Annotated in this window: 23 protein-coding genes and 1 pseudogene; 15 read left to right on the forward strand and 9 right to left on the reverse strand. The window is 65.5% G+C overall.

All coding sequences use genetic code 11. The annotated features are described in order from the left end of the window. Positions 1-39: 39 nt before the first annotated feature. The 3 genes from HDC35_RS08360 (at position 40) to trmD (ending at position 2,041) form a co-directional block, all read left to right on the forward strand. Complete coding sequence (locus HDC35_RS08360) at positions 40-963, forward strand: LysR substrate-binding domain-containing protein (RefSeq protein WP_184645625.1); 924 nt, start codon at positions 40-42, stop codon at positions 961-963. Positions 964-1,096: 133 nt separating this feature from the next. Beyond that, complete coding sequence (locus HDC35_RS08365) at positions 1,097-1,333, forward strand: hypothetical protein (protein ID WP_184645627.1); 237 nt, start codon at positions 1,097-1,099, stop codon at positions 1,331-1,333. Further along, positions 1,334-2,041 carry a tRNA (guanosine(37)-N1)-methyltransferase TrmD gene (gene trmD, locus HDC35_RS08370; protein WP_184645630.1) on the forward strand — a complete coding sequence of 236 codons (708 nt, stop codon included), beginning with the start codon at positions 1,334-1,336 and terminating at the stop codon, positions 2,039-2,041. On the opposite strand, the gene HDC35_RS08375 is transcribed toward trmD, so the two are convergent. After that, a complete protein-coding gene (locus HDC35_RS08375) occupies positions 2,014-3,384 on the reverse strand; it encodes a sulfatase-like hydrolase/transferase (protein ID WP_184645632.1) in 1,371 nt (456 codons plus the stop codon). The genes trmD and HDC35_RS08375 overlap by 28 nt on opposite strands. Positions 3,385-3,714: 330 nt before the next feature. Between HDC35_RS08375 and rplS the strand changes: the two genes are divergently transcribed. The 6 genes from rplS to HDC35_RS08405 all read left to right on the forward strand — a co-directional run bounded on the left by rplS (position 3,715) and on the right by HDC35_RS08405 (position 8,055). Next, positions 3,715-4,092 (forward strand): 50S ribosomal protein L19, encoded by a 378-nt coding sequence (gene rplS, locus HDC35_RS08380; protein ID WP_184645633.1) that lies wholly within the window; start codon positions 3,715-3,717, stop codon positions 4,090-4,092. A gap of 98 nt (positions 4,093-4,190) precedes the next feature. Then, on the forward strand, positions 4,191-4,802 hold the full coding sequence (locus tag HDC35_RS08385; RefSeq protein WP_221438182.1) for a DUF1287 domain-containing protein: 612 nt from the start codon (positions 4,191-4,193) through the stop codon (positions 4,800-4,802). Between the two features lie 40 nt (positions 4,803-4,842). Next, the gene (locus HDC35_RS08390; RefSeq protein ID WP_184645635.1) at positions 4,843-5,868 is read left to right on the forward strand and encodes an aspartate-semialdehyde dehydrogenase; all 1,026 of its coding nucleotides are present in this window, start codon (positions 4,843-4,845) and stop codon (positions 5,866-5,868) included. A 182-nt stretch (positions 5,869-6,050) separates the two neighbouring features. After that, on the forward strand, positions 6,051-6,830 hold the full coding sequence (locus HDC35_RS08395) for an arginine deiminase-related protein (RefSeq protein WP_260397627.1): 780 nt from the start codon (positions 6,051-6,053) through the stop codon (positions 6,828-6,830). Next, positions 6,827-7,480, forward strand: coding sequence for a DUF2238 domain-containing protein (locus HDC35_RS08400; RefSeq protein ID WP_311770739.1), 654 nt, complete (start codon positions 6,827-6,829; stop codon positions 7,478-7,480). The genes HDC35_RS08395 and HDC35_RS08400 overlap by 4 nt, the downstream gene beginning before the upstream one ends. Then, positions 7,453-8,055 (forward strand): hypothetical protein, encoded by a 603-nt coding sequence (locus HDC35_RS08405; protein ID WP_184645639.1) that lies wholly within the window; start codon positions 7,453-7,455, stop codon positions 8,053-8,055. Before HDC35_RS08400 ends, HDC35_RS08405 begins: the two co-directional genes overlap by 28 nt. Before the next feature lie 367 nt (positions 8,056-8,422). Here HDC35_RS08405 and rimM read toward each other — a convergent pair whose 3' ends face one another. The 3 genes and pseudogenes from rimM to ffh all read right to left on the reverse strand — a co-directional run bounded on the left by rimM (position 8,423) and on the right by ffh (position 11,038). Continuing rightward, positions 8,423-8,914 (reverse strand): ribosome maturation factor RimM, encoded by a 492-nt coding sequence (gene rimM / locus HDC35_RS08410; protein WP_184645641.1) that lies wholly within the window; start codon positions 8,912-8,914, stop codon positions 8,423-8,425. A gap of 165 nt (positions 8,915-9,079) precedes the next feature. Beyond that, positions 9,080-9,538: pseudogene (gene rpsP / locus HDC35_RS08415) on the reverse strand (30S ribosomal protein S16); the annotation flags it as partial. A 42-nt stretch (positions 9,539-9,580) separates the two neighbouring features. Then, positions 9,581-11,038 carry a signal recognition particle protein gene (gene ffh / locus HDC35_RS08420; RefSeq protein WP_184645646.1) on the reverse strand — a complete coding sequence of 486 codons (1,458 nt, stop codon included), beginning with the start codon at positions 11,036-11,038 and terminating at the stop codon, positions 9,581-9,583. A gap of 247 nt (positions 11,039-11,285) precedes the next feature. Between ffh and HDC35_RS08425 the strand changes: the two genes are divergently transcribed. The 6 genes from HDC35_RS08425 (at position 11,286) to HDC35_RS08450 (ending at position 17,351) form a co-directional block, all read left to right on the forward strand. Further along, on the forward strand, positions 11,286-12,917 hold the full coding sequence (locus tag HDC35_RS08425; RefSeq protein ID WP_184645648.1) for a bifunctional diguanylate cyclase/phosphodiesterase: 1,632 nt from the start codon (positions 11,286-11,288) through the stop codon (positions 12,915-12,917). Positions 12,918-12,968: 51 nt separating this feature from the next. Further along, entirely contained in the window at positions 12,969-13,775 is an 807-nt protein-coding gene (dapF, locus tag HDC35_RS08430; RefSeq protein ID WP_184645650.1) for a diaminopimelate epimerase, read from the forward strand. Further along, on the forward strand, positions 13,772-15,106 hold the full coding sequence (locus HDC35_RS08435) for a MiaB/RimO family radical SAM methylthiotransferase (RefSeq protein ID WP_184645652.1): 1,335 nt from the start codon (positions 13,772-13,774) through the stop codon (positions 15,104-15,106). Before dapF ends, HDC35_RS08435 begins: the two co-directional genes overlap by 4 nt. Next, the gene (ftsY, locus tag HDC35_RS08440) at positions 15,103-16,029 is read left to right on the forward strand and encodes a signal recognition particle-docking protein FtsY (protein WP_184645654.1); all 927 of its coding nucleotides are present in this window, start codon (positions 15,103-15,105) and stop codon (positions 16,027-16,029) included. Before HDC35_RS08435 ends, ftsY begins: the two co-directional genes overlap by 4 nt. Further along, entirely contained in the window at positions 16,026-16,697 is a 672-nt protein-coding gene (locus HDC35_RS08445) for an inner membrane-spanning protein YciB (protein WP_184645656.1), read from the forward strand. The genes ftsY and HDC35_RS08445 overlap by 4 nt, the downstream gene beginning before the upstream one ends. 81 nt (positions 16,698-16,778) lie before the next feature. Beyond that, positions 16,779-17,351, forward strand: a complete 573-nt coding sequence (locus HDC35_RS08450) for a urate hydroxylase PuuD (protein ID WP_184645658.1) — start codon at positions 16,779-16,781, stop codon at positions 17,349-17,351. Positions 17,352-17,498: 147 nt separating this feature from the next. On the opposite strand, the gene HDC35_RS08455 is transcribed toward HDC35_RS08450, so the two are convergent. The 5 genes from HDC35_RS08455 to HDC35_RS08475 form a co-directional block, all read right to left on the reverse strand. Next, entirely contained in the window at positions 17,499-18,056 is a 558-nt protein-coding gene (locus HDC35_RS08455; RefSeq protein ID WP_184645660.1) for a gamma carbonic anhydrase family protein, read from the reverse strand. Then, positions 18,053-20,314 carry a spermidine synthase gene (locus HDC35_RS08460; RefSeq protein WP_184645663.1) on the reverse strand — a complete coding sequence of 754 codons (2,262 nt, stop codon included), beginning with the start codon at positions 20,312-20,314 and terminating at the stop codon, positions 18,053-18,055. The genes HDC35_RS08455 and HDC35_RS08460 overlap by 4 nt, the downstream gene beginning before the upstream one ends. Further along, entirely contained in the window at positions 20,311-20,853 is a 543-nt protein-coding gene (locus tag HDC35_RS08465) for a GNAT family N-acetyltransferase (RefSeq protein WP_184645665.1), read from the reverse strand. Before HDC35_RS08465 ends, HDC35_RS08460 begins: the two co-directional genes overlap by 4 nt. Then, the gene (hemB, locus tag HDC35_RS08470) at positions 20,850-21,848 is read right to left on the reverse strand and encodes a porphobilinogen synthase (protein WP_184645667.1); all 999 of its coding nucleotides are present in this window, start codon (positions 21,846-21,848) and stop codon (positions 20,850-20,852) included. Before hemB ends, HDC35_RS08465 begins: the two co-directional genes overlap by 4 nt. Positions 21,849-21,909: 61 nt before the next feature. Further along, positions 21,910-23,454 carry a M23 family metallopeptidase gene (locus tag HDC35_RS08475; RefSeq protein WP_184646501.1) on the reverse strand — a complete coding sequence of 515 codons (1,545 nt, stop codon included), beginning with the start codon at positions 23,452-23,454 and terminating at the stop codon, positions 21,910-21,912. Between the last annotated feature and the right edge of the window lie 20 nt (positions 23,455-23,474).

Here is a 23,474-nt window from a genome sequence, read left to right on the forward strand (position 1 = left end):
AGGCGTAGACCATAGTATAAGGCTGGCTTATAAGGTGGCATGGCCCGCCTGCCGCCGCTTGCCGCGATACGCACCTTCGAAGCCGCCGGTCGCTTGCAGAATTTCTCGCGCGCTGCCGAAGAGCTGGGGCTGACGCAGGCGGCGGTAAGTTATCAAGTCCGCCAATTGGAGGACCGGCTTGGCCGCGCGCTCTTCGTGCGCGAGAAAGGCCGCGTGCGGCTGTCCGAAACGGGGCTGCGGCTGCTGCCCGCGATCAGCAACGCTTTTGCGACAATGGGTGACGCCTTTGCCGCGCTCGGCAGCGATGAAGCCGATGTGCTGACGATCAACGCCGCGACCAGCTTTGGCGGCACTTGGCTCAGCGCGCGCATCGGCAGCTTCCAGCTCCTCTACCCCGAACTGGCGGTGCGCATGGCGATGAGCAACGCGCTCGTCGATTTCGACGCCTCGAACGTCGACGTCGCGATCCGCATCGGCAAGGGCGTCTGGCCGGGGCTGCGCGCCGATTTCCTGATGCGCCAATATCTGGCGCCGATCGCCTCGCCGGCGTTTATCGCCGAACATGATATCCGCGAGCCCGCCGACCTGCTGCGCGTCCAGCGGCTCGCGCCGAACGACAGCTGGTGGGCCGAATGGTTCGCCCTTGCCGGGGTCGAAACGCCGCCGGTGCCGTCGCGGCGCGGAATCGAGCTCGACAGCCAGTTGCAGGAAGCGAGCGCGGTGCAGGCGGGGTTCGGCGTCGCGATGATGACCCCGCTCTATTGGCAGGGCGAACTCGCGAGCGGGCGCATGGTGCAGCCCTTCGACACGCTCTATGTCTCGGAATCATCGGGCATGTGGCTCGTCCACCGCGAGAACCGCGTCGGGGTGCGCAAGATCGAACGCTTCCGCGAATGGCTGCACGCCGAGATCGGCAAGGATCGCCACATCCTGCCCGGGGCGCTATGGAAGCCGCTGCCATGACTTTTAACGCCATGGGAGCGCAATGTTGGAATAAGGAGTTGGGGCAATCGAATTTTCTGTTCCGCTAGTAAATCTAAAGGGACTTGTCGTCACGATCTTTTGGATCGCTGCCCCGCTCGTCGTGACGTGGGTCTTGTTTCGCCTGAACAAACAGAAATTTTGGACGGCGTCTCTCTTGGTTGCGGCGGGTGCCACGATCCTTTCGGTGGTTTTTCCGATGGTTGTGCGCGTATGGGGCGACAATGTCACCCACATCCAGTGGGACAACGTCGCGTTGTTTATCGGTTGCGCATTCTTGATTTCGTTGATTTTCCATAGAATTCTTGTCCGCCGGGACCGGAAGCTCCACAATGCCAAAGTGTTCGATTGAATGACCTTCACCGCCGTCCCCCTCACCCTCTATCCCGACATGTTCCCCGGGCCGCTGGGGCACAGCATGGCAGGACGCGCGCTCGAAAGCGGGACCTGGCACTGCGCGCCGGTGCAGATCCGCGACTTTGCGACCGACAAGCACCGCACCGTCGACGATACGCCGGCGGGCGGCGGGGCGGGCATGGTGCTCAAGGCCGACGTTCTGGCGGCCGCGATCGACCATGCGGCCACCGCACATCCCGGGCTGCCGGTCCTTGCGATGACCCCGCGGGGTACGCCGATTGCGCAGGCGCGCGTGCGCCAGCTCGCGGCCGGTCCGGGCGCAATCATTCTCTGCGGACGGTTCGAGGGATTCGACGAGCGCATATTCGACGCGCGGCCTATCGAGGAAGTGTCGATGGGCGACATCATCCTGTCGGGCGGCGAGATGGCGGCGCTGCTCCTGCTTGACGCCTGTATTCGCCTGCTGCCCGGCGTAATGGGGGCGTCGGCCAGCGGCGACGACGAATCCTTCGAACAGGGGTTGCTCGAATATCCGCACTATACCCGGCCGGTCAGCTGGGAAGGGCATGACATCCCCGATGTCCTGCGTTCGGGCAACCATAAGAAGATCGCCGCCTGGCGCCGCGAGCGCGCCGAGCGCGATACAAAGGCGCGCCGCCCCGACCTGTGGGCCGCCTATGTCGCCGCGCGCGACGGGCGATAACGCAGCAACACCCACGGCACCTTCGTGCTGTCGAACTTCATCCGGCTCGCCTGCTGGGTAAAGGGCGGCATATGGTCGCCCACGATCAGGATGTCGGTCGGCGGAAAGCCGGGCTGGTGTGTCATCGCGGCGAGCGCCGCCGCCGTGTCGTCCCATACCGCGAAGAGCCGGCACACCTGCGGATAGTCGGCGTCGAGGGCGGGACCCAGCTGGCGGCAATCCTCAGTGCGCAGTTCGGCATTGGCGACCACCGGCAGGTGCGAATTGAGCGTCAGCCAATAGACGAATTGCGGTCGCTTCGCCGCGGCAAGGTCGCGCCCGATCAGCCGCGGGATGTCGCGGTCGCACGCGCCCGGAAAGACATTGGGACAATGGCCGGCGCCGCGCGCCTCGATCGCGTCGCGAAAACTCGTCCGCTCGAACCCGATCAGCGGATACCAGCGGTCGCGGTCGAAAAAGGCCCGGGAAAAGCCATGATAGGCATGCGTCGCATAACCGCGGCGCGCGAGCGTCGCGGGCAGGCAATCGGGCTCGGCCGCGACGATCTCCGTATAATCGCCCCAGCGCCCGCACAATTCGCGGATTTCGCCCTTGGTCGTCGAATTATAGAAGGTCGTGCTGCCCCGGCTGATGTCGAACCGTTCGGCGAGTTCCGCGCGCGTCCAGATGGCATCGAGGCGCGTGCGCAACGCAGGTTCGGTCGGCAGTCCCATCGCCTCGACAACGACGATCATCACATGCCTTTTACCATCGGCCAGTGTCAGAAAGCCGGCCTGCTGCGTCGCCGAGGAGAAGGGCGCGGCGGCGGGGGCGAGCCGGTTGTACGCGGTCGCATTGTCGCGGGCGCGGACATAGTCGGCCGTTGCCAGCGTGTAGGTCAGCGCGGCGGCCGCGGCGATCCATTGCAGGCCGCGCAGCTTGCCCGGCCGGCCAAGCTGGCGCGCGGCCAGCGCGAGGACGAGGATGAGCAGCGCGCCGCCGGTCAGATATTCGGGCGAGGCGGCGGGCCGAATGTCGAGCACGAGCGCGACCACCGACAGGATCATGCTGACGTGCATGTTGAACATGCTCGCGATGAAAACCAGCGTCAGATAGACCAGCAGCGCGAAGAAGGTGGTGAGGCGAACCCAATATCCGAACCGGCTCGCCACAAGGCCGACCGCGCCGCACAGCCAGATTTCGGGCGCGCGCATCGGCCCGCCCATGATCGTGATCGGCAGGAAAGCGAGGTTGGGCAGCAGCAGCCAGCACAGCGCCCAGTTGAGGAAGGCAGCCAGCGCGGCGCCATCGGCAGGCGCGAAAACGCGGATTGCCAGCGGCTTGATGGCGGTCACATAAGGCATCGGTCCCTCCGGTGCCCTCCATGGGCGATTTTGGTTAAGGGCCGTTTAAATCACCCCCTCGTCCGCGGCCGCAACCGCTTGCATTTCGTCGCTTTCCGGCGTAGTGGCCGCGGCTTCAGGCGGAACCGGGCGAATCGCATTCATTGCGCGCGTCCGCACCCGCTTATCCCCGGCCGGTCTGCCGGACGGGGCGCAGGGTTCCCGAAGTGCTGCGATCGGGGGGCTTTGCCGATAGACACGGTTACGCAGGCCGGACCTTTGGGAGCGTCATGTCGATGCTCGGGACCGACCTGCCTCTGGCGCGCGGCGAATAGAAGAGGACTCGAGGATATGAACCTCATCCAGACGATCGAAGCCGAAGAAATTGCCAAGGCTGGCAAGGCGATCCCCGAATTTCGTCCCGGCGATACGCTGAAGGTCGGCGTGAAGGTGGTCGAAGGCGAACGCACCCGCGTCCAGAATTTCGAAGGCGTGTGCATCGCCCGCTCGAACAAGGGCATGGGCTCCAACTTCACCGTGCGCAAAATGTCGTTCGGCGAAGGTGTCGAGCGCGTCTTCCCGCTCTATTCGCCCAACATCGACAGCATTACCGTCGTCCGCAAGGGCGCCGTCCGTCGTGCGAAGCTTTACTATCTGCGTGGGCGCACTGGTAAATCGGCACGTATTGCGGAACGTCGCGATTACCGGTCGGAAGCCGGCGAAGGCTAAGGAGAGCTTCTCTCATCCAAAGCCGAAACAGCTTTCAAAAACGACCGGTTCCGCCAACAGGCAGAGCCGGTCGTTTTCTTTTGGGCAAAGCGAATTTGATGCAAGCGTTCCCCCTCCCGTTCCAGCCGACGCGGCGCGCCTTCCTTGGCGCGGTGCTCGCCTTTGGCGTGTCGGGCGAGGCGATGGCGCTCACCAATGCGCAGCGCATCGTAAATGCGGCGCGGCGACAGGTCGGCGTCACCCTGACCTATGACCCCGCCTATACCGTGCTGCGCTTTCCGAACGGCGACGTCGACCGTGCGAAAGGCGTGTGCACCGACGTTGTGATCCGCGCCTTCCGCGATGCGCTCGGCGCCGACCTCCAGGCCCTTGTAAATGCCGACATGCGTGCCAATTTTGGGGCCTATCCGAAGAATTGGGGTCTGGGTCGCCCCGACCGAAATATCGATCATCGCCGCGTTCCCAACCTTTCGACCTTCTGGCGGCGGCAGGGGGCTTCGCTCCCCGTCACCGACAATCCCGCCGATTGGCGCCCCGGCGATATCTTCACGCAGTTGGTCGGCGGGCGGATGCCACACACCGGCATCGTATCCGATCGCAAGGATACCACGGGCGTTCCGCTCGTTCTCCACAATATCGGAGGCGGCACGCGCGAGGAGGACGCGCTGTTCGACCACCCGCTGACCGGCCATTTCCGCTGGAAAGTCTGACCAGAGTTTCAACCGAATTTTTGCACTGAGGAGTGAGTAAATGGGTTATCGTATCGTTGTCGCCGGAGCCACGGGCAATGTCGGGCGCGAAGTGCTCGCCATTCTCGCCGAGCGCGAATTTCCCTACGACGAACTGGCGGCGGTCGCATCCTCGCGCAGCCAGGGCGACGAGATCGAAATCGGCGATACGGGCAAGACCGTAAAGTGCCAGAATATCGAAAATTTCGACTGGTCGGGTTGGGACATGGCGATTTTCGCGATCGGCAGCGACGCGACCGCGATCCACGCGCCCAAGGCCGCCGCGGCGGGCTGCGTCGTGATCGACAACTCGTCGCTCTACCGCATGGACCCCGATGTGCCGCTGATCGTGCCCGAGGTAAACCCCGAGGCGATCGACGGCTACACCGCGAAGAATATCATCGCGAACCCGAACTGCTCGACCGCGCAAATGGTCGTCGCGCTGAAGCCACTGCATGATGCCGCGACGATCAAGCGCGTCGTCGTCTCGACCTATCAGTCGGTGTCGGGCGCGGGCAAGGCGGGCATGGACGAGCTGTGGAACCAGACGCGCCAGATCTTCGTCGGCGACGAAAAGGACGTGCAGAAGTTCACCAAGCAGATCGCCTTCAACGTCATCCCGCACATCGACAAATTCCTCGACGACGGTTCGACCAAGGAAGAATGGAAGATGGTCGTCGAGACCAAGAAGATCCTCGATCCGAAGGTCAAGGTCACCGCGACCTGCGTCCGCGTCCCGGTCTTCGTCGGCCACTCCGAAGCGATCAACATCGAGACCGAAGAGGAACTGTCGGCCGAGGATGCACAGCGCATCCTGCGCGAGGCGCCGGGCGTCGTGCTCCACGACAAGCGGGAGGATGGCGGCTACACCACCCCCGTCGAATGCGTCGGCGACTTTGCGACCTTCGTGTCGCGCGTCCGCGAAGACCCGACGGTCGAAAACGGCCTCAACCTCTGGTGCGTCAGCGACAACCTCCGCAAGGGCGCGGCGCTGAACGCGGTGCAGATCGCCGAGCTGTTGGGACGCAGGCATCTGAAGAAGGGCTAAAGCTAATCCTCTCTGTCGCGAAGCGATGGGGAGGGGACCGTTCGCGAAGCGAATGGTGGAGGGGCCGCGACCTGGCGTCAAAAGCCCCTCCGTCAGCCTCTTCGAGGCTGCCACCTCCCCATGCCGGGGGCACGGGGAGTATCGCCTTGGCGATATCCAGGCATTCAGGCTATGCCGCTGGCATGACCAGCCCCTATGCCTTCACCCACGCTCTCTGCCGGGCGCCTGCGCGTTCGGCTGTGAACGGCATCCGCGCCGGCGGCGGCCCCGATCCCGATTTCAGCGGCCTTCTCGCCGAGCATCGGGCCTATGTCGGGTCGCTGCGCGACATCGGCCTCCCGGTCGAGGTCCTCGAACCGATCGAGGAGTTCCCTGACGCGCTCTTCACCGAAGACGTCGCGCTGACCTTTCCCGATGCTGCGATCCTGCTCCGCCCCGGCGCGCCGACCCGCGCGGGCGAGGTTGCGCATATCCGCGAGGCTCTCGCTGCCCATCACACCAATCTCCTCGAAATGACCGGTCCGGGCTTCGCCGACGGCGGCGACATATTGCGCCTCGCCGACCGCGTGATCATCGGCCTGTCGGCGCGCACCGACCGTGCGGGCGCCGCCGAAGTCGCCGATCTGCTCGGCGAAATCGGCTACCGCGCCGAAATCGCCGAAACGCCGCGCGGCGTCCTCCACTTCAAGACCGGTTGCGGGCTGATCGACCAAGGCACGATTCTGGTTGTTCCCGCGCTCGCCGGTTGTCCGCAATTCGATGGTCTGGAGGTCGTGACGACCCCGCCGGGCGAAGAGCCTGCCGCCAATATTCTTCGTGTCCGCGATACCATCCTCGTTGGCGATAGCTGGACTGCGACCCATGCCTTGCTCACGGCGCGCGGCATCGCGATTCGTCCGCTGCCGACCGATCAGATCGCGCATGTCGATGCCGGGCTCAGCTGCATGTCGCTGCGCTGGTGATCGCCGCGATCCCGCCCGCGCAGCGCTGGCTGATCGGCTTGCTCCTCGCGCTGCTGCTCGCCGCGCAAGTCGACCAGCCCTATCCCGAGGTCGCGCTGCTCCAGCATATCCCGACGATGCTGCTGATCGTGGCCGCGCCCTGGCTGCTGCGCCGCTGGCCGCTTTCGACCGCCTCGGTCGCGTGTATCGTGGCCTTTATGGCGCTGCATACGCTTGGCGGACGCTATGCCTACAGCAATGTCCCTTATGACGACTGGGCGCGCGCGCTAACAGGCGCGGGCTTCTCCGACGCCTTCGGCTGGACGCGCAACCATTATGACCGCCTCGTCCATTTCGCTTTCGGCGCGCTCTCGGTGATCCCGGTCGCCGAAGCCGCAAGGCGTTGGGGCGGGCTCGGGACACGCGGAGCGACGGTCGGCGTGCTGGGCTGGGTTCTCGCCGTCTCGTGCCTCTACGAAATCTTCGAATGGCTGCTCACCGTCGTCGCGGCGGGTGAGACGGCCAACCGCTACAACGGCCAGCAGGGCGACATCTGGGACCCGCAAAAGGATATGGCGCTGGCCACGCTGGGTGCGATATTGGTCATGATGGTCCGGACGGGAGCCGGCGGCAGGAGACAGACATGCGCAAGTTCAAAACCCTCGCGATGATCGGCTTGCTGGCCGCGTGTAAACCGGCCGCCGAAAAAGCGCCTGCGGACGCGGATCCCGCCGCGCCCCAAATGCCCGAGGCAAAGGCCGATGGGCCGAACGCCGCGACGACGGCGGTCGGTCTCGACGGCGAAGGGCTGCGCTTCATCGACAAGACGAGCGGCAGGACCAGCCTTCTCGCCTTCGGCGTACCGCGGGTGCAAGCGGAAGCCGCGCTCGCCAATGTCGCCGGCAAGGAGGATGATCGCAGCGCGAATGCGGAATGCGGCGCCGGCGCGATGGAATTCACCCGTTACGACGCGATGACATTGAATTTTCAGGACGGGAAGTTCGTTGGTTGGTTCCTCGGCAACGAACCCGGCGCCGATAGCTATTCGACGATGAGCGGAATCGCGGTAGGTACAACGCGTACCGAGGCTGAGGAATCGGTTCCGATCGTCGACCTCGAAGACAGCACGCTCGGCGAGGAATTCAGCATCGGCACGGGCGACAGGGTCATCGGCGGCATCTTCGCCCCGCCCGACGCGGCGAAGATCGACGCGCTGTTCGCGGGCACCAACTGTTTCTTCCGGTAACGACCGGTCGCTTCGGTTCTGATAGCTTCGTCATTCCCGCGAAAGCGGGAACCCAGTGTGGAGCGAGCCTACGCGGGCGCTGGGTTCCCGCCTTCGCGGGGATGACGAATATGGGGTATGGCGGCTCCCCGCCCCAAAGCCGGCGCCTGCAAAAAAGCCCTTTCCTACAATATCCGGCTATGCCAGCCTTCATCCCGGCTCTTTCATACGGTAGATAAAGGCGGTTGCCCATCGTTCGGCACGATCGATCGCGGCCGGGTGCGTCCCGCATCCCCGCGGCGTCAAATCGGGCGGCGCACAAGGCTGACCTTTACTGACCTTTGGACAGCGTCACAGACGGCGGCTGCGAGCCCACCCCCAACCGACGTTACTCGACGAACGCCGCGTTGACGGTCACGCCCGCATCGCTCCACGCCGGCACCGCCTTCGCGATCATCGGCACCATGAAGCGCTTGCCGTCGGGCTTCTCGATCTCGAGGATATCGCCCGCGCCGAAATTCTCGACCGCGGCGACATGGCCGATCGCCGTGCCGTCGGTCGATACGCATGGCAGGCCGATCAGGTCATGGTGATAATATTCGTCCTCGGCCAAGGCGGGCAGCGCAGAGCGCGGGACGGTGAGAATGGTGCCGCGCAACGCCTCGGCGGCGCCGCGGTCGGTGATTTCGGCGAAGGTCGCGACCGCGCCCTGATTGGCGGGACGCACCGATTTCAGCGTGAGCTTGCGGTCGCCCGCGTCGAAAACGGAAAAGGCGCGGAGAGCCTCCGCGCCTTCGCCAAACAGCTTCAAACGCACCTCGCCCCGCACCCCGTGCGCGCCGGCGATGGCGGCGAGGGTGACGGGACGATCGGCGTTCATAAGGGCTTAGCCTTCGGCCTTTTCTTCGGCTTCGGGTGCAACCGGACCGCCTTCGGCGACTTCCTCGGCGATCGCAGCCGCGTCTTCGGCGGTCGCGTCGGCGGGGGTTTCGTCGGCGACGGCGTCGGCAACGGCTTCGGCGGTTTCCTCGGTCTTCACCGAACCGGTAGCGTCCGATTCAGCGGCTTCGGGTGCCGCAGCTTCTTCGGCCGCAGGAGCGGCTTCTTCAGCAGCTTCGGGTTCGGGTGCCGGGGTGGCGGCAGCGGCGGCTGCGGCTTCTTCGGCATCAGCCAGCTTCTGCGCCTTTTCTTCGGCGCGTTCCTTGGCCTTTTCGCCCGGGACGGCCTTGTTCGGGTTGTTGCGCGCGGCGCGCTCCTTGATGCCCGCGGCGTCGAGGAAGCGGGCGACGCGGTCGCTCGGCTGGGCGCCGACGCTCAGCCAATGCTTCGCGCGGTCGGCGTCGAGCTTGACGCGTTCCGGGCTGTCCTTGGCGAGCAGCGGATTGTAGCTGCCGATACGTTCGATGAAGCGGCCATCGCGCGGGCTGCGCGAATCGGCGACGACGATCTTGTAATAGGGACGCTTTTTCGAACCGCCGCGTGCGAGGCGAATGGAGGTAGCCATGCGTAATTCCTTTTCGTTTTGAACTCAAAAATTCGGGTTAAATCATTTCTTTTTATTGAGCAGGTTGGCGAGATCCGGCGGCATGCCGCCACCACCGAGGCCGGGCAAACCACCGCCGCCCATTCCACCACCGCCAAGCCCGGGCATCCCCGGGATGCCGCCGCCACGCCCGAACAGCGCGCCGAGGCCCTTGAGCCCGCCCATCTTGCGGATTTTCTTCATCGCGGTGGACATTTCCTGATGCATCTTCAGCACCTTGTTCACCTGTTGCACCGTCGTGCCCGACCCGTTGGCGATGCGGATCTTGCGCTTCGCATTAATGAGTTCGGGCTTCGCGCGCTCCTTGGGCGTCATCGACCCCATGATCGCGTCGAAATGCACGAGCATCTTGTCGTCGGCGCCGCCCTGCGCCATCGCCGCCTGCGCCTTCTTGATACCGGGGATCATGCCGGCGAGCGCGCCGAGGCCGCCCATGCGGCGCATCTGGTTCAATTGGGTGCGCAGGTCGTTGAGGTCGAACTGACCCTTGGCCATCTTCGCCGCCATCGCCTCGGCCTCTTCGGCCTGGATCGTTTCGGCGGCGCGTTCGACTAGGCTGACGACGTCGCCCATGCCCAGGATGCGGCCCGCGATGCGCGAGGGCTGGAAGAGTTCGAGTCCGTCGAGCTTCTCGCCCGTCCCCGCAAATTTGATCGGCTTGCCGGTCACCGCGCGCATCGAGAGCGCGGCACCGCCGCGCGCGTCGCCGTCCATGCGGGTGAGGACGACGCCGGTGAGCGGCACCTGGTCGGTGAAGCGCTGCGCGACCTGCACCGCGTCCTGGCCGGTCAGGCTGTCGACGACCAGCAGCGTTTCGGCGGGGCTGGCCGTACGCGACACCGCCTGCATCTCGTCCATCAGCTGCTGGTCGACGTGGAGGCGGCCCGCGGTGTCGAGCATCAGCACATCATAGCCTTGCAGCTTCGCTGCCTGCATGGCGCGCTGCGCAATCTCGACCGGCTGCTGCCCCGCGACGATCGGCAGCGTCGCAACGTCGATCTGCTGCCCCAGAACCGCGAGTTGTTCCTGCGCCGCCGGGCGATTGACGTCGAGCGACGCCATCAGCACCTTCTTGCGTTCCTTGTCCTTCAGCCGCTTCGCGATCTTCGCGGTCGTGGTCGTCTTGCCCGAGCCCTGCAGGCCGACCATCATGATGACGGCGGGCGGGGTGACGGCAAGGTCGAGCTCTGCGGTTTCCGAACCCAGCATTTCGGTCAGCGCATCGCTGACGATCTTGACCACCTGCTGCCCCGGCGTGACCGAGCGGAGCACATTCTGGCCGATCGCGAGTTCGGTGACCTGATCGACGAAGCTTCGCACGACGGGTAGCGCAACGTCGGCTTCGAGGAGGGCGATTCGCACTTCGCGCATGGCCGCGCGCACATCGGCCTCGGTCAGCGCGCCGCGGCCGCGGAGCTTCCCGAAAACATCGCCAAGCCGATTGCTCAGACTGTCGAACATGCGCCTCAAATCCTTGCTTTCGAGGCCCGCAACGCAAAAGACGCCGGTGAGCGAAACCTCGCCAACCAGCGGCTATCCGTGGACAGGTTTTCCGTCGCGGACATCGATAATCCGTGCGCAAGATGCGCGCGAACGCGGCGGCCTCTACACAAAAAACCGCTTCTTGGCAAGCAAGCGCCACGACGCCTCACTTAACGCAAATTTCACTGCTTTGCGCGCATCAAGGCGCGATGGTGGGGAATTTCATATGAGCGTGACGTCGAAGCAGCTGGACCGCAGCGAGGGAGCCAGGCGTGAAATCATCGCCGGCGGCATCGTCGTCGCGGCAATCCTCCTGTTCGTCGGGACGGGCAGCAATGTGATGAGGGCGATCGTCCAGACGCTGAGCGGGCTGGGCGGAGGCCCCGATCAGGCGCTCGCTGCGGCGCTGGTACTCAATGTGGCGCTGATCCTGTTCGGCTGGCGCCGGTATGAGGATCTCAATCGCGAAATTCGCGAGAAGACCGAAGCCGAACAGCGTGCGCGCTACCTCGCCGATACCGATCCGCTGACCGGTTTTCTTAACCGGCGCGCCCTGCTTGCGACAGGGCAGCGGCAGATCGCGAGCGCGATCGCCGACAAACGGCAGGTCGCGCTGTTCCTGCTCGATCTCGATCATTTCAAGACCGTCAACGATATCCACGGCCATGCCGCCGGCGACCGCGTGCTGCAGGTCGCCGCCGAACGCATCTCGGCCATCCTGCCGCCCAACGCCACCAAGGCGCGGCTGGGCGGCGACGAATTTGTAGCCATGCTGGCGTTCGACCCCGCCGCGCGCGCGGATATCGACGCGCTGGCGGCCGAACTGGTGACGGCGCTCGACAATTCGGTGAACCACGACGGCCAGCAAATCCGCATCGGCGCCTCGCTCGGCATATCGCTTGCAAGCGATGCCAGCGTCACGATGGAAACAATGGTCCGCCAGGCCGACATCGCGATGTATCATTGCAAGGACGAGGGACGGAACCGCCATATCTGGTTCGAACCCGGCATGGAAATGGCTGTGCAGGTCCGCAACCAGATCGAGACCGGCATCCGCGAAGGTATGCCGCGCGGGGAATTCGCGCCGCATTTCGAACCGCAGGTCGATATTGCGAGCGGACGGTTGCTTGGCTTCGAGATGCTGATGCGCTGGGACTCCCCCGAATATGGCATGATCCCGCCCGAGCGCTTCATCCCCGTTGCCGAAGAAAGCGGAATAATCGGCGAATTGTCGTTGCAGGTGATCCGCGATGCGATGGAGATCGCGAAACGCTGGGACCCGTCGATCATGCTCGCGGTGAATATCTCGCCCCAGCAATTGAAGGATCCCTGGTTCAGCCAGAAGCTGACGAAACTGCTCGTCGAAACGGGTTTCCCTGCCGCGCAGTTGGAAGTCGAGATTACCGAAAGCTCGCTGTTCGAAAATCTGCCGCTCGTCCGCTCGATCGTCACCAGCCTCAAGAATCAGGGCGTGTCCTTGAGCCTCGACGATTTCGGTACCGGCTACAGCTCGCTGTCGCACCTGCGCGCGCTGCCCTTCGACCGGATCAAGATCGACCGCAGCTTCATCGCGGCGATGCGCGGCAGCCCCGACGCGCAAGCCATCGTCGTCGCGATTGTGCGGCTGGGCGAAAGCCTTGCCATGCCGATCACCGCCGAGGGCGTCGAGGACGAGGCGACCGCGATCGAACTGACGCGGCTTGGCTGCTCCAAAGGCCAGGGTTGGTATTTCGGGCGCGCCGCATCGGCCGCCGACACCGACCGCCTGCTCGCCGAGCGCGGACTGCTCCGCGCGCCGATGGTGCCGCCCGCCGGCCCGGATACGAGCGAGGAAACGCCGCTGCGCAAGAGTGCCTGACGCCGCCGCGTCGCTAGACTTCGCGACCGCGCGCCCTTACATGCGCGGACTATGGCAGACCGCTTCACCAAGATGCACGGCCTCGGCAACGACTTTGTCGTGATCGACGCGCGCGAAAAGGCCGTCGAGATGACGCCCGCGCGCGCGCATGCGATCGCCGACCGCCGCCACGGCATCGGGTGCGACCAGCTGATCCTGCTCGAACCCTCGGCGAGCGCGGACGTGAAGATGCGCATCTTCAACGCCGACGGTGGCGAAGTCGAGGCGTGCGGCAATGCGACACGCTGCGTCGCGACGCTGATCGGCAAGCCCGCGGTGATCGAAACGCTGGGCGGCATGCTGCGCGTAACGCCCGCCGATGGCGGCGCCGAAGTCACGCTGGGCGAACCCGTGTTCGACTGGGAACATATCCCGCTCGCGATGCCGATGGACACGCGCGATATGCCCGTCGCGTGGGACGAGCTGGAGCATGGCGCCGGGGTCAATGTCGGCAATCCGCACATCGTCTTTTTCGTTCCCGAGGCCGATGCGGTTGCGCTGGGTGAACTCGGCCCGCGGATCGAGACCGACCCGCTTTTTCCCGAGCGCGTCAACGTAAATGTTGCGAGCCTCGACGGCGAGAACCAGCTGCAATTGCGCGTCTGGGAACGCGGCGTGGGGTTGACGCAAGCGTGCGGCACGGGCGCGTGCGCAACCGCGGTCGCCGCGATCCGGGCCGGGCTCGTCCAGTCGCCGGTCACGGTTTCGCTGCCGGGCGGCGACCTCGTCATCCGATGGGCGCCGGGCGAGCCGATCGTGATGAGCGGCGCCGCGACGCGCGTTTACGAGGGCGAGACCGACTGGGCGCAGTTCGGATGAGTGCTGCCACCGCCGGCCGCCCGCAGGTCGTCAATTTCGGTTGCCGGCTCAACATCGCCGAGGGCGAGGCGATTCGCTTGGCCGTCAACGGGGCGGGCGCGGGGGACATGATCGTCTTCAACAGCTGCGCCGTGACCGACGAAGCCGTGCGGCAGGCGCGGCAAGCGGTGCGCCGGAGTATGCGCGAACGGCCCGGCGCCGAGGTCGTGGTGACGGGATGCGCGGCAGAGCTCGAGGCCGGGCGCTTTGCTGAAATGGGTGCACGGGTGGTGCGCAACGATGCCAAGGGGTTGGTTGCCAGCTACGCCCCCCAAGAAAAAAACAGTGCTTCGACAAGCTCGGCACGAACCGGATTTAAGGGGGGTACATCGGCAGAATCGTTCGCCCTGAGCCTGTCGGACCCGAAGAGAATGCGGAACGCCAACGGCCGTCCTTATCAACCTGCCCTCTCGGGCGCCGACCATGCGCGCGCCTTTCTCGGCGTGCAGACGGGCTGCTCGCACAGCTGCACCTTTTGCGCGACGGTGCTCGCGCGCGGGACGGCGCGGTCGGCAACGGTGGAGGATGTTCTTGCCTCCGCCCGCACCGCACTCGCCCGCGGCCAGCGCGAAATCATCCTGACCGGGGTCGATCTCGCGAGCTATGGCGACGACAGCGGCACCAGTCTTGCGGCGCTGGTCGAGGCGCTGCTGACGCTGCCCGTCGAGCGCCTTCGCCTCTCGTCACTCGATCCTGACCGTATCGACGATGCGCTCTTCGCGCTGCTGACGCAGGAACCGCGCGTGATGCCGCACGTCCATCTGTCGTTGCAGGCGGGCGACGATATGGTGCTGACGCGCATGAAGCGGCGCCATCGCCGTGCCGATGCGGTGCGTCTGGTCGAACGGCTGAAGGCCGCGCGCGCCGACATCGCAATCGGCGCCGACCTGATCGCGGGCTTCCCGACCGAGAGCGACGCGATGTTCGCAAACTCGCTGGCGATGATCGACGATTGCGACATCGTCTTCGGCCATATCTTTCCGTACAGCCCGCGCGCCGGAACCCCCGCCGCGCGGATGCCGCAGGTCGGCCGCGCGCGCGCGCGCGCGCGCGCCGCGACGCTGCGCGAGGCCAATGCCCGGCGGCGGCAGAACTGGCTCGATGCCCAGATCGGGCACAGCGCGTCGATGCTCGTCGAGCGCGACGGCGTGACCGGCCACGCCGAAAATTTCGCTGCCGTGATGCTGGCCGCCGCCGCGGCACCCGGCACCATCATCGATGTGCGCCTAAGCGCGCGCGACGGCGACCGCATGGTCGCAGCCCCCATGCAAGAAAAGGACATCGCCGCATGACCGGCAAAAGCTGGAGCGAAAGGCTGCTCGGCGGATTTCGCCGCACCTCCGAACGGCTCGGCGAGAATCTGGCCGGGCTGACCGGCAAGGCGCGGCTCGACGAGGATGATCTCGACCGGATCGAGGAGGCGCTGATCACCGCCGACCTCGGCCCCGCAATGGCCGCGCGCATCCGCGATCGCCTGTCCGAGCGGCGCGACATCGCCGCGAACGGCACCGAGGAACTGCGCCGGGTCGTCGCCGACGAAATCGCCGCAGTGCTGCGCCCCGTCGCCGAGCCGCTCGACATCGACGCCTTTCCGCGCCCGCAGGTCATCCTCGTGATCGGGGTCAACGGATCGGGCAAGACAACGACGATCGCCAAGCTCGCGCATCTGTTTCAGGAACAGGATTATGGCGTGATGCTGGTCGCGGGCGACACCTTCCGCGCCGCAGCGATCGGCCAGCTCAAGGTCTGGGCAGAACGGCTGGGCGTACCGGTCATGGCGGGGGCCGAGGGCGGCGACAGCGCGGGCATTGTGTTCGATGCGGTGAAACAGGCGACCGCGACCGGCATCGATGTGCTGATCGTCGACACTGCCGGCCGGCTACAGAACAAGCGCGAGCTGATGGACGAGCTGGCGAAAATCAAGCGCGTGCTCGGCCGGCTCAACCCTGCCGCCCCGCACGACGTCGTGCTCGTCCTCGACGCGACGACGGGTCAGAATGCGCTGTCGCAGATCGACGTGTTCCGCGAGGTCGCGGGCGTCACCGGGCTGGTCATGACCAAACTCGACGGCACCGCGCGCGGCGGCGTGCTCGTGTCTGCGGCCGAACGCCACGGGCTCCCCATCCACGCGATCGGCATCGGCGAAACCATCGACGATCTTCGTCCGTTCGATGCCGACGAGATTGCGGGTATCATTGCAGGAAATATCAGATGAGCGACGTGCTTCCCTCGGGCCCCGAAGCGGTTCCCGCGCCGCCACCGGCGAAGCATGGCTGGCTCAACTTCGCGATCGACTTCGGGCCGCTGCTCATATTCTTCCTCGCCTATAAATTCTCCTCCGGGGGCGAAGGCGCCTTCGCAGCGACCACCGCGGCGATAAAGGGCACGGTCGCCTTCATGGTCGCGATCGTCATTGCGATGACGGTATCGAAATGGAAGCTCGGCAAGATTTCGCCGATGCTGTGGATGTCGAGCATTCTCGTTCTCGGCTTCGGTGCGCTGACCATCTGGTTCCATGACGAACGCTTCATCGTGATGAAGCCGACGATCATCTATGCCGCCTTTGCCGCGCTGCTGCTCGGCGGTTACTGGTTCAAGAAGCCAATGCTCAAATATCTTCTGCAATCGGCGCTCGAGGGGCTGACCGAGCGCGGCTGGCTGCTCCTGTCGCGCAACTGGGGGATTTTCTTCGCCGCGCTCGGTATCGCCAACCACGTGATGTACGAGCTGATACAGGCGAAGCAGATGAGCTTCGACCTGTGGCTCACGATCAAGGTCTGGGGCGTCACCGCCCTCTCCTTCCTTTTCACGTTGAGCCAGGTTCCCGTGATGCTGAAGAACGGTCTTGCCGTGCCCGAGGACGCAGCCGCCGACGAAAAGTGATGCATTTCCCACTTGGACTGGCATAGCTGCATCACCGGCTCCGGGTCGCACGCGGCGCCGCGATAAACAGGGGGAATTGCCATGGACAAATTTTTCGGAAATCTGCATGCGATACTTGGCACCGGCCTGGTGCTGGCGATCGTCCTGATGCTGTGCCTGAACGGCCAGAACTTCGAGGACGGCATCGCCGCAGGCAATGCGATCATGCGCTGGCTGCATACCTTCTTCGGCGTGCTCTGGATCGGCCTGCTTTACTATTTCAACTTCGTCCAGATGCCGACGATGCCGAAAATCCCGGCTGAACTGAAACCGGCGGTGTCGAAACATATCGCGCCCGCCGCACTGTTCTGGTTTCGCTGGGCGGCGCTGCTGACCGTGCTGCTCGGTCTCGCCATCGCCGGCCACGCCCGATATCTGGCGCCCGCGCTCGGGCTTCAGGACCCGTACAAGCTGATCGGCGTCGGCATGTGGCTGGGCTTAATCATGGCGTTCAACGTGTGGTTCCTGATCTGGCCGAACCAGAAGAAGGCGCTGGGCATCGTCGAGGCTGACGATGCGACGAAGGCGAAAGCCGCGCGGACCGCGATGATCTTTTCGCGGACCAACACCCTGCTGTCGATCCCGATGCTCTATGCAATGGTGAACTTCAGCTAAGTCGGCCAGCAAGATTAAAAAGGGGGCGCTCCGGAAAAGCGGGGCGCCCCCTTTTTGTTCCCGTTCGTGTCGAGCGAAGTCGAGACACCCCTCGCCATAGCGCCAAGCGAGGGCATCTCGACTTCGCTCAATGCGAACGGGTTAGGTTTAGCCTTGCTCGATCGCCGCCTTGTGCATGCGGCCGTTCAGCACATAATGCGCGACGCCCATCTGCATCCCCGCGGCCTGGGCATCGTCGATCTCGCGAACTCGCCGCGCGGGCGCGCCCGCCCAGAGCTCGCGGTCCGGAATTTCCTTATTCTCGGTCAGCAGCGCGCCCGCGGCGAGCATCGCGTCGCTACCGATGCGGCAGCCGTTCATCACCGTTGCCTTAAGCCCGACGAAGGCCCGGTCGGCCAACGTGCAGCCGTGGACCATCGCCATATGGCCTATCAGCACATCCTCTCCAATGATCGTCGGAAAGCCCTCGGGCCGATGCGGCATCGGGCCGTCGCAGTGGACGATACTGCCGTCCTGGATGTTCGACCGCGCACCGACGACGATTTGGCTGACATCGGCACGCAACACGCAATTATACCAGATGCTGACGTCGGGCCCCACGCGCACGTCACCGATGATCCGGCAGCCGGGCGCGATGAAGGCGCTGGGGTCGATCTGCGGCGTCTTGCCATTGACGCTGATGATGCTGACGTCGGTATAGGTCATTCGTCACGTTTCCCGATGATATGGTCCCACAGCAGGACCGGCAGCGTCGAAGCATAATTGTCGGTCCAGCGCTCGAAATTCCGCCGCGATTCGAGCGGCACCCACGCGCCGTCCTCCGACGCCTCGGTGCGCGGACGGATGCCGCCGGTCAATTGTTGCATCCGTTGCGGCGTCGCGGTCAGCGCGACCCAGTTCGATCCCGCCAGGTCGCCGAATTCATCGTCGGCCGGGCCGGGGTCCATACGGATTGCCGCCGTCCAGCCACGCGCCCGCGCTTCTTCGGCCAGCACCGGTTCCAGCCCGAAAAAACGGTTCGAAATATGAATGAGGAGGATGCCGTCGGGTTTCATCGCGCGCCGATAGATGCCGATCGCTTCCTTGGTGAGCAGGTGAAGCGGGATCGCGTCGGACGAAAAGGCGTCGATAACTATGATATCGAACCGTCCCGCCGGCTGCTTCGCGATCTGAAGCCGCGCGTCGCCGAGGACGATCGGGGTGTTCCCCGCGCAGTCGGACAGGAAGGTGAATTTCGAGGGGTCGCGCGCGATTTCGACCATCGCGGGATCGATCTCGAAAATCGTCCATTGCTGTCCCGGTTTCCGGTAGCAGGCGAGCGTCCCCGCCCCCAGCCCGACGATCCCGATCGATGCGTTTGGCCCGGCCAGCGCTTCGGCCTTGTCGAGGGTCAGGCCCACGCCCGATTCATGGCCATAATAGGTGGTGGGGTCGCGCCGGTGTTCGGCATCGGTGCGCTGCAACCCGTGCAGCGTCGTCCCATGCGCCAGCCGGCGCTGGTTCGACGCCGGATAGTCGGTGACCGTGTAGACGCCGAAATAGCTGCGCACGCGCGATCCCGTGAAGCTTTCCTGGATCGTGTCCCAGCCGCCGACACCGATCATCAGCAGCGCCAGCACCGGCACGAACGCCCAGCGCCAGCCGATGACGAGGATACCGATCGCGAAGATCGTCAGCCCCCACGCCGCGGTCGCGCCGTCGATCCGTCCCGTCCAGTTGCCCATCATGCTGCGCGCCGCAAACATCGCGACGGCGATCAGGAGCAGGAGGACCAGGCGGACCGTCCGCTGTTCGAGCTTCAGCCATTTATCCCACGGGAACAGCGCGGGCAGCGGCAGCAACGCCGCTGCGGCAAGGATCAGGATCGGATGTTCGTACACCCAGTCGAACAGCAGCGGTGCGACCAGCGCCGCAAACAGCCCGCCGAGCACGCCGCCCGCCGACATGATGAGATAGAAGAGCGTCAGATGCTGCGCCGCGGGGCGAAGATGATAGAGATAGCCGTGCAGCGCGGTCGCGATCACGAACAGCATCGCAAGGCTGGCGAGGGCGATCGTCATCGACCCGCCGCCCGAACTCAGTAGCCCCAGCCCGCCAACCGCGAGCAAGACCACCGGTGCGATCAGGGTGATGATCTGCGTCGGCCGCTCCATCGTCGAGAAGGCGATCACGAAGCTCAAAAGATAGAGGCCCAGCGGCAGCACCCAGAGCAGCGGCATCGCGACGATGTCCGTGGTGAGGTGTGTCGTCGTCGACAGCATCAGCCCCGAGGGGACCGCGGCGATCAGCAGCCAATGGACCTGGCGCCGCCAGGTCGGGCGCGGTGCATCCCCGGCATCGGCGCCATGGTTCGCGGTTTCGGCGGGGCCGTGCCAGCGCGCCGCCGCGCTGGCCGCGACGAGCAGCACGAGCAGCGCATAGCCGGCCGTCCAGCCCCAGCTTTGCGCCGCGAGCGGCAAGGTCGGCTCGACGAAGGCCGGGTAGCTGATCAACCCCGCGAAGCTGCCGAGATTCGACGCGGCATAAAGATAATAGGGATCGCCAGCGCGGCTGTCGGCGGCGAACCAGCGCTGCATCAGCGGCGCCTGCGCCGACACGGCGAAGAAGACGGGACCGATCGATGCGAGCAGCAGCAGCGGCACCCACAGCGCCTCTTGCCCCGCCGCGGGCGGCGCGAGCTGCGCGATGCCGATCGGAAGCCACAGCGCCGCGACGAGGAACAGCGCGAGGTGGATGATCGCCTGTTTTCGCACCGCGAAGCGGCCGAGCCAGTGCGCATAGGCATAGCCGCCGAGCAGCAGCGCCTGATAGACGAGCATCGCGCTGTTCCACACGGCCGGCGCCCCACCCAACCGCGGCAACACCATCCGCGCTACCATCGGCTGCACCTGAAAGAGCAGGAAGCTGCCGACCAATATGGTCAGCACGAAAAGCCAGCGACGCGGCGATGCGGTTGCGGTCATGCGGTTTCCCATGCCAAACGTGAGAGGGAATAGGTGACGTGAGGGCGAAGCGGATCGCCCCCGGCAAGTTTCGGGTGATCGAAGTCGAGGTCGGGGCAATATTGCATGCCGAGCCGTTCCATCACCGCGCGGCTGCGGACATTGCCCCGCCAGGTGATCGCACGGATTTCATCGTCGGGCAGATTTGCAAAGCTCCACGCTACCGCGCCGCGCGCGGCCTCGCTTGCAAAACCGGCGCCCCAACAGTCGCGCGCGAGCCGCCAGCCGATCTCGGCCTTGTCCGCCACCGGCGCCATGTCGCCGCGAATGACGCCGCACCAACCGATCAGGCGCGCATCTTCGCGGCGTTCCAGCGCCCAGAACGTATGTCCATGTTCGGCTTCGCGCGCCTTGACCCGTTCGATCAGCGCCTCCGTCGCCGCCATATCGAGCGGAGGCCCAAGGGTCGCCATGACCTCCGGGTTGCTGCAGATCGCCTGAAAAGGCGCAATATCCTCGTCGCGCCACGATCGCATCGCCAACCGTTCGGTCAGGATCATGCGCCGAGCAGCCGCGCAGCGTGCAGCGCATGATAGCTGAGCACGCCCGCCGCACCCGCGCGGCGGAAGGCGAGCAGGGTTTCCAGGACGAGCGCGTCGCGGTCGCCCGCGCCGGCGGCCGCGGCAGCCTCGATCATCGCATATTCGCCCGACACCTGATAGGCATAGACCGGCACGGCGAAATTCGCCTTCACTGCGGCGACGATGTCGAGATAGGGCAGCCCCGGCTTCACCATCACGCTGTCGGCGCCCTCGGCCAGATCCTGCGCGACTTCGCGCAGCGCTTCCTCGCTGTTCGCGGGGTCCATCTGATAGGTTTTCTTGTCGCCTTTCAGCAGCCCGCGCGAGCCCACCGCGTCGCGAAACGGACCGTAGAAGGCCGACGCATATTTGGCGGCATAGCTCATGATCTGGATATGGCCGAAACCTTCGGCCTCCAGCGCCTGCCGGATTGCGCCGATGCGGCCGTCCATCATATCGCTCGGCGCGATGATATCGGCGCCGGCGCGCGCCTGATTGAGCGCCTGCCCGACAAGCACCTCGACCGTCGGGTCGTTGAGCACATAGCCGCCCGCGTCGATCAGCCCGTCCTGCCCATGGCTGGTATAGGGGTCGAGCGCGACGTCGGTGAGCACGCCGATATCGTCGCCGAGCGCATCCTTGATCGCCGCGACTGCGCGGCACATGAGGTTGTCGGGATTGAGCGCTTCGCCGCCGTCCATGCTGCGCCGGTCGGGCTGCGTATAGGGAAAGAGCGCGAGGCACGGGATGCCCGCGGCAACCGCGTCTTTCGCGCGCTCGACGATCCGGTCGACCGACCAGCGCGATACGCCGGGCAGGCTCGCGACCGGTTCCTCGGCACCAGACCCGTCGCACACAAACAGCGGCCAGATGAGGTTCGCGGGCGAAAGATGCGTTTCGCGCACCATCGCGCGGCTCCAGCCGGTGCGGCGGGTGCGGCGCAGGCGCAGGTCGGGAAAGGCGGCTTGGGTCATGCGGCGTGCATAGCCGCGCTTCGCCGCCGGGCAAATGGATATTGCCGCACCTTGAGCGCGATCAGATCCCGCCCTCGGCGCGTTTCGAGGCGACGTCGGCGAGGCTGCCGAGTTGCGGCCCCTCGACCTGTTTCGGCGCGATCGGGGTCAGCGCGGCGCCCGGCGCGACCGATGTCAGCGCGCGGATACGGGCGCGGAAATCGGCGAGCGCCTTGCCCTCGAGCAGCGCGCGCGTAACGAAGGTCACCGATGCCGGATTGACTGCGCGGCCGTTGCGATACAGTTCGTAATGAAGGTGCGGGCCGGTCGAGAGGCCGGTCGAGCCGATATAGCCGATTACCTGGCCGCGATTGACGCGCTGTCCTGGGCGCACCGCGATGCGGCTCATATGGCCATATCCCGTGCCAAGCCCGCCGCCATGATTGAGCTTCACATAATTGCCGAAACCGCCATGGCGGCCGGCGATCGTCACCACGCCGTCGGTGACCGCATAAATTGGCGCGCCATAGCCGCCTCCGAAATCGATGCCGCTGTGCATGCGCTTATATCCGAGGATCGGATGGCGCCGCATCCCGAAGGTCGAGGTCACGCGGCCGTTCGTAGGGCGTACCATGCCGCCGCGCTGTTCGCCGACCCCCGACGCCTCAAACCATTGGGTCCGGCCGTCGACGGTCCATTCGAGCATCGAGAGTTTCGGTTTTCCGTTTCGGATCAGACCCGCATAGAGCAGCTTGCCGGTTTCGCTTTCGCCCGTTTCGGCGCGGCGGTAATCGACGATGATGTCGAATTCGTCGCTCGCGCGGATGTCGCTGCCAACCGAGATCTGCTTGCCGACGACGCGCAGGTACGACTGGATCGCTTGCGCGGGCGCGCCCGCGGCGCGTGCCGAGCGGTACAGGCTGTCGCCGACCCGGCCGCGGATACGCAGCGGCGTCGTATCAACGGCGATCGGGATACGCCGCATCACCAATTGCCCGCCCTGCCGTTCCATCTCGATCCGAAGGTCGAAACGCGCCCGCATCGCCAGCGCCTCGACCGGGCGGGGCATCGTGCGCGCGGCGCGGCGGCCGAGGATCAGGTCGATGCGCGTGCCCGGCGCAATATCGGCGAGCGGGACCGCGCCCGAGACCTGATTCGCCAATGCTTGCGCTTCGCTGCTGCCGACACCCGACCGTTCGAGCAGGCGCGCGAAACTGTCGCCGCGGCCCAGCGTGGCGGTCAATTCGATTTGCGGCCGTTCGGGCGTCTGGGTCAGGGGACGGACCGCGTCGGTCGCCGCCATATGGCGTCCGGTGTCGCCGCCGAACGCCAGCGGCACGATCATCTGTGCACGCGCTTCGTTGAAATCGGCGGCGTCGAGCGCCGGCGTCCCCCCGACCGCGAAGGGCTTGATTCCCGGGAAGGTGGCGATCGCCGTCCCGCAAAGCAGGGTTAATGTGGCCAGGCCGCGCCACCATTCACCCGAACCGATATTGTCGCCAAGGTCGGGAACAAGGTCGAGCCCGGCCAGCCGGTCGCGCCAGCCGAGCCGCGGTTCGGCGTCCGAATCGGCGCGCCGCAGCGGGATCGCTTGCGACATGGCAAGCGCGGCCGCATTGCCGGACATCCCCGCGATGGGTTCATGAC

Source organism: Sphingopyxis sp. JAI128, from assembly GCF_014207235.1.
GTDB lineage: Bacteria > Pseudomonadota > Alphaproteobacteria > Sphingomonadales > Sphingomonadaceae > Sphingopyxis.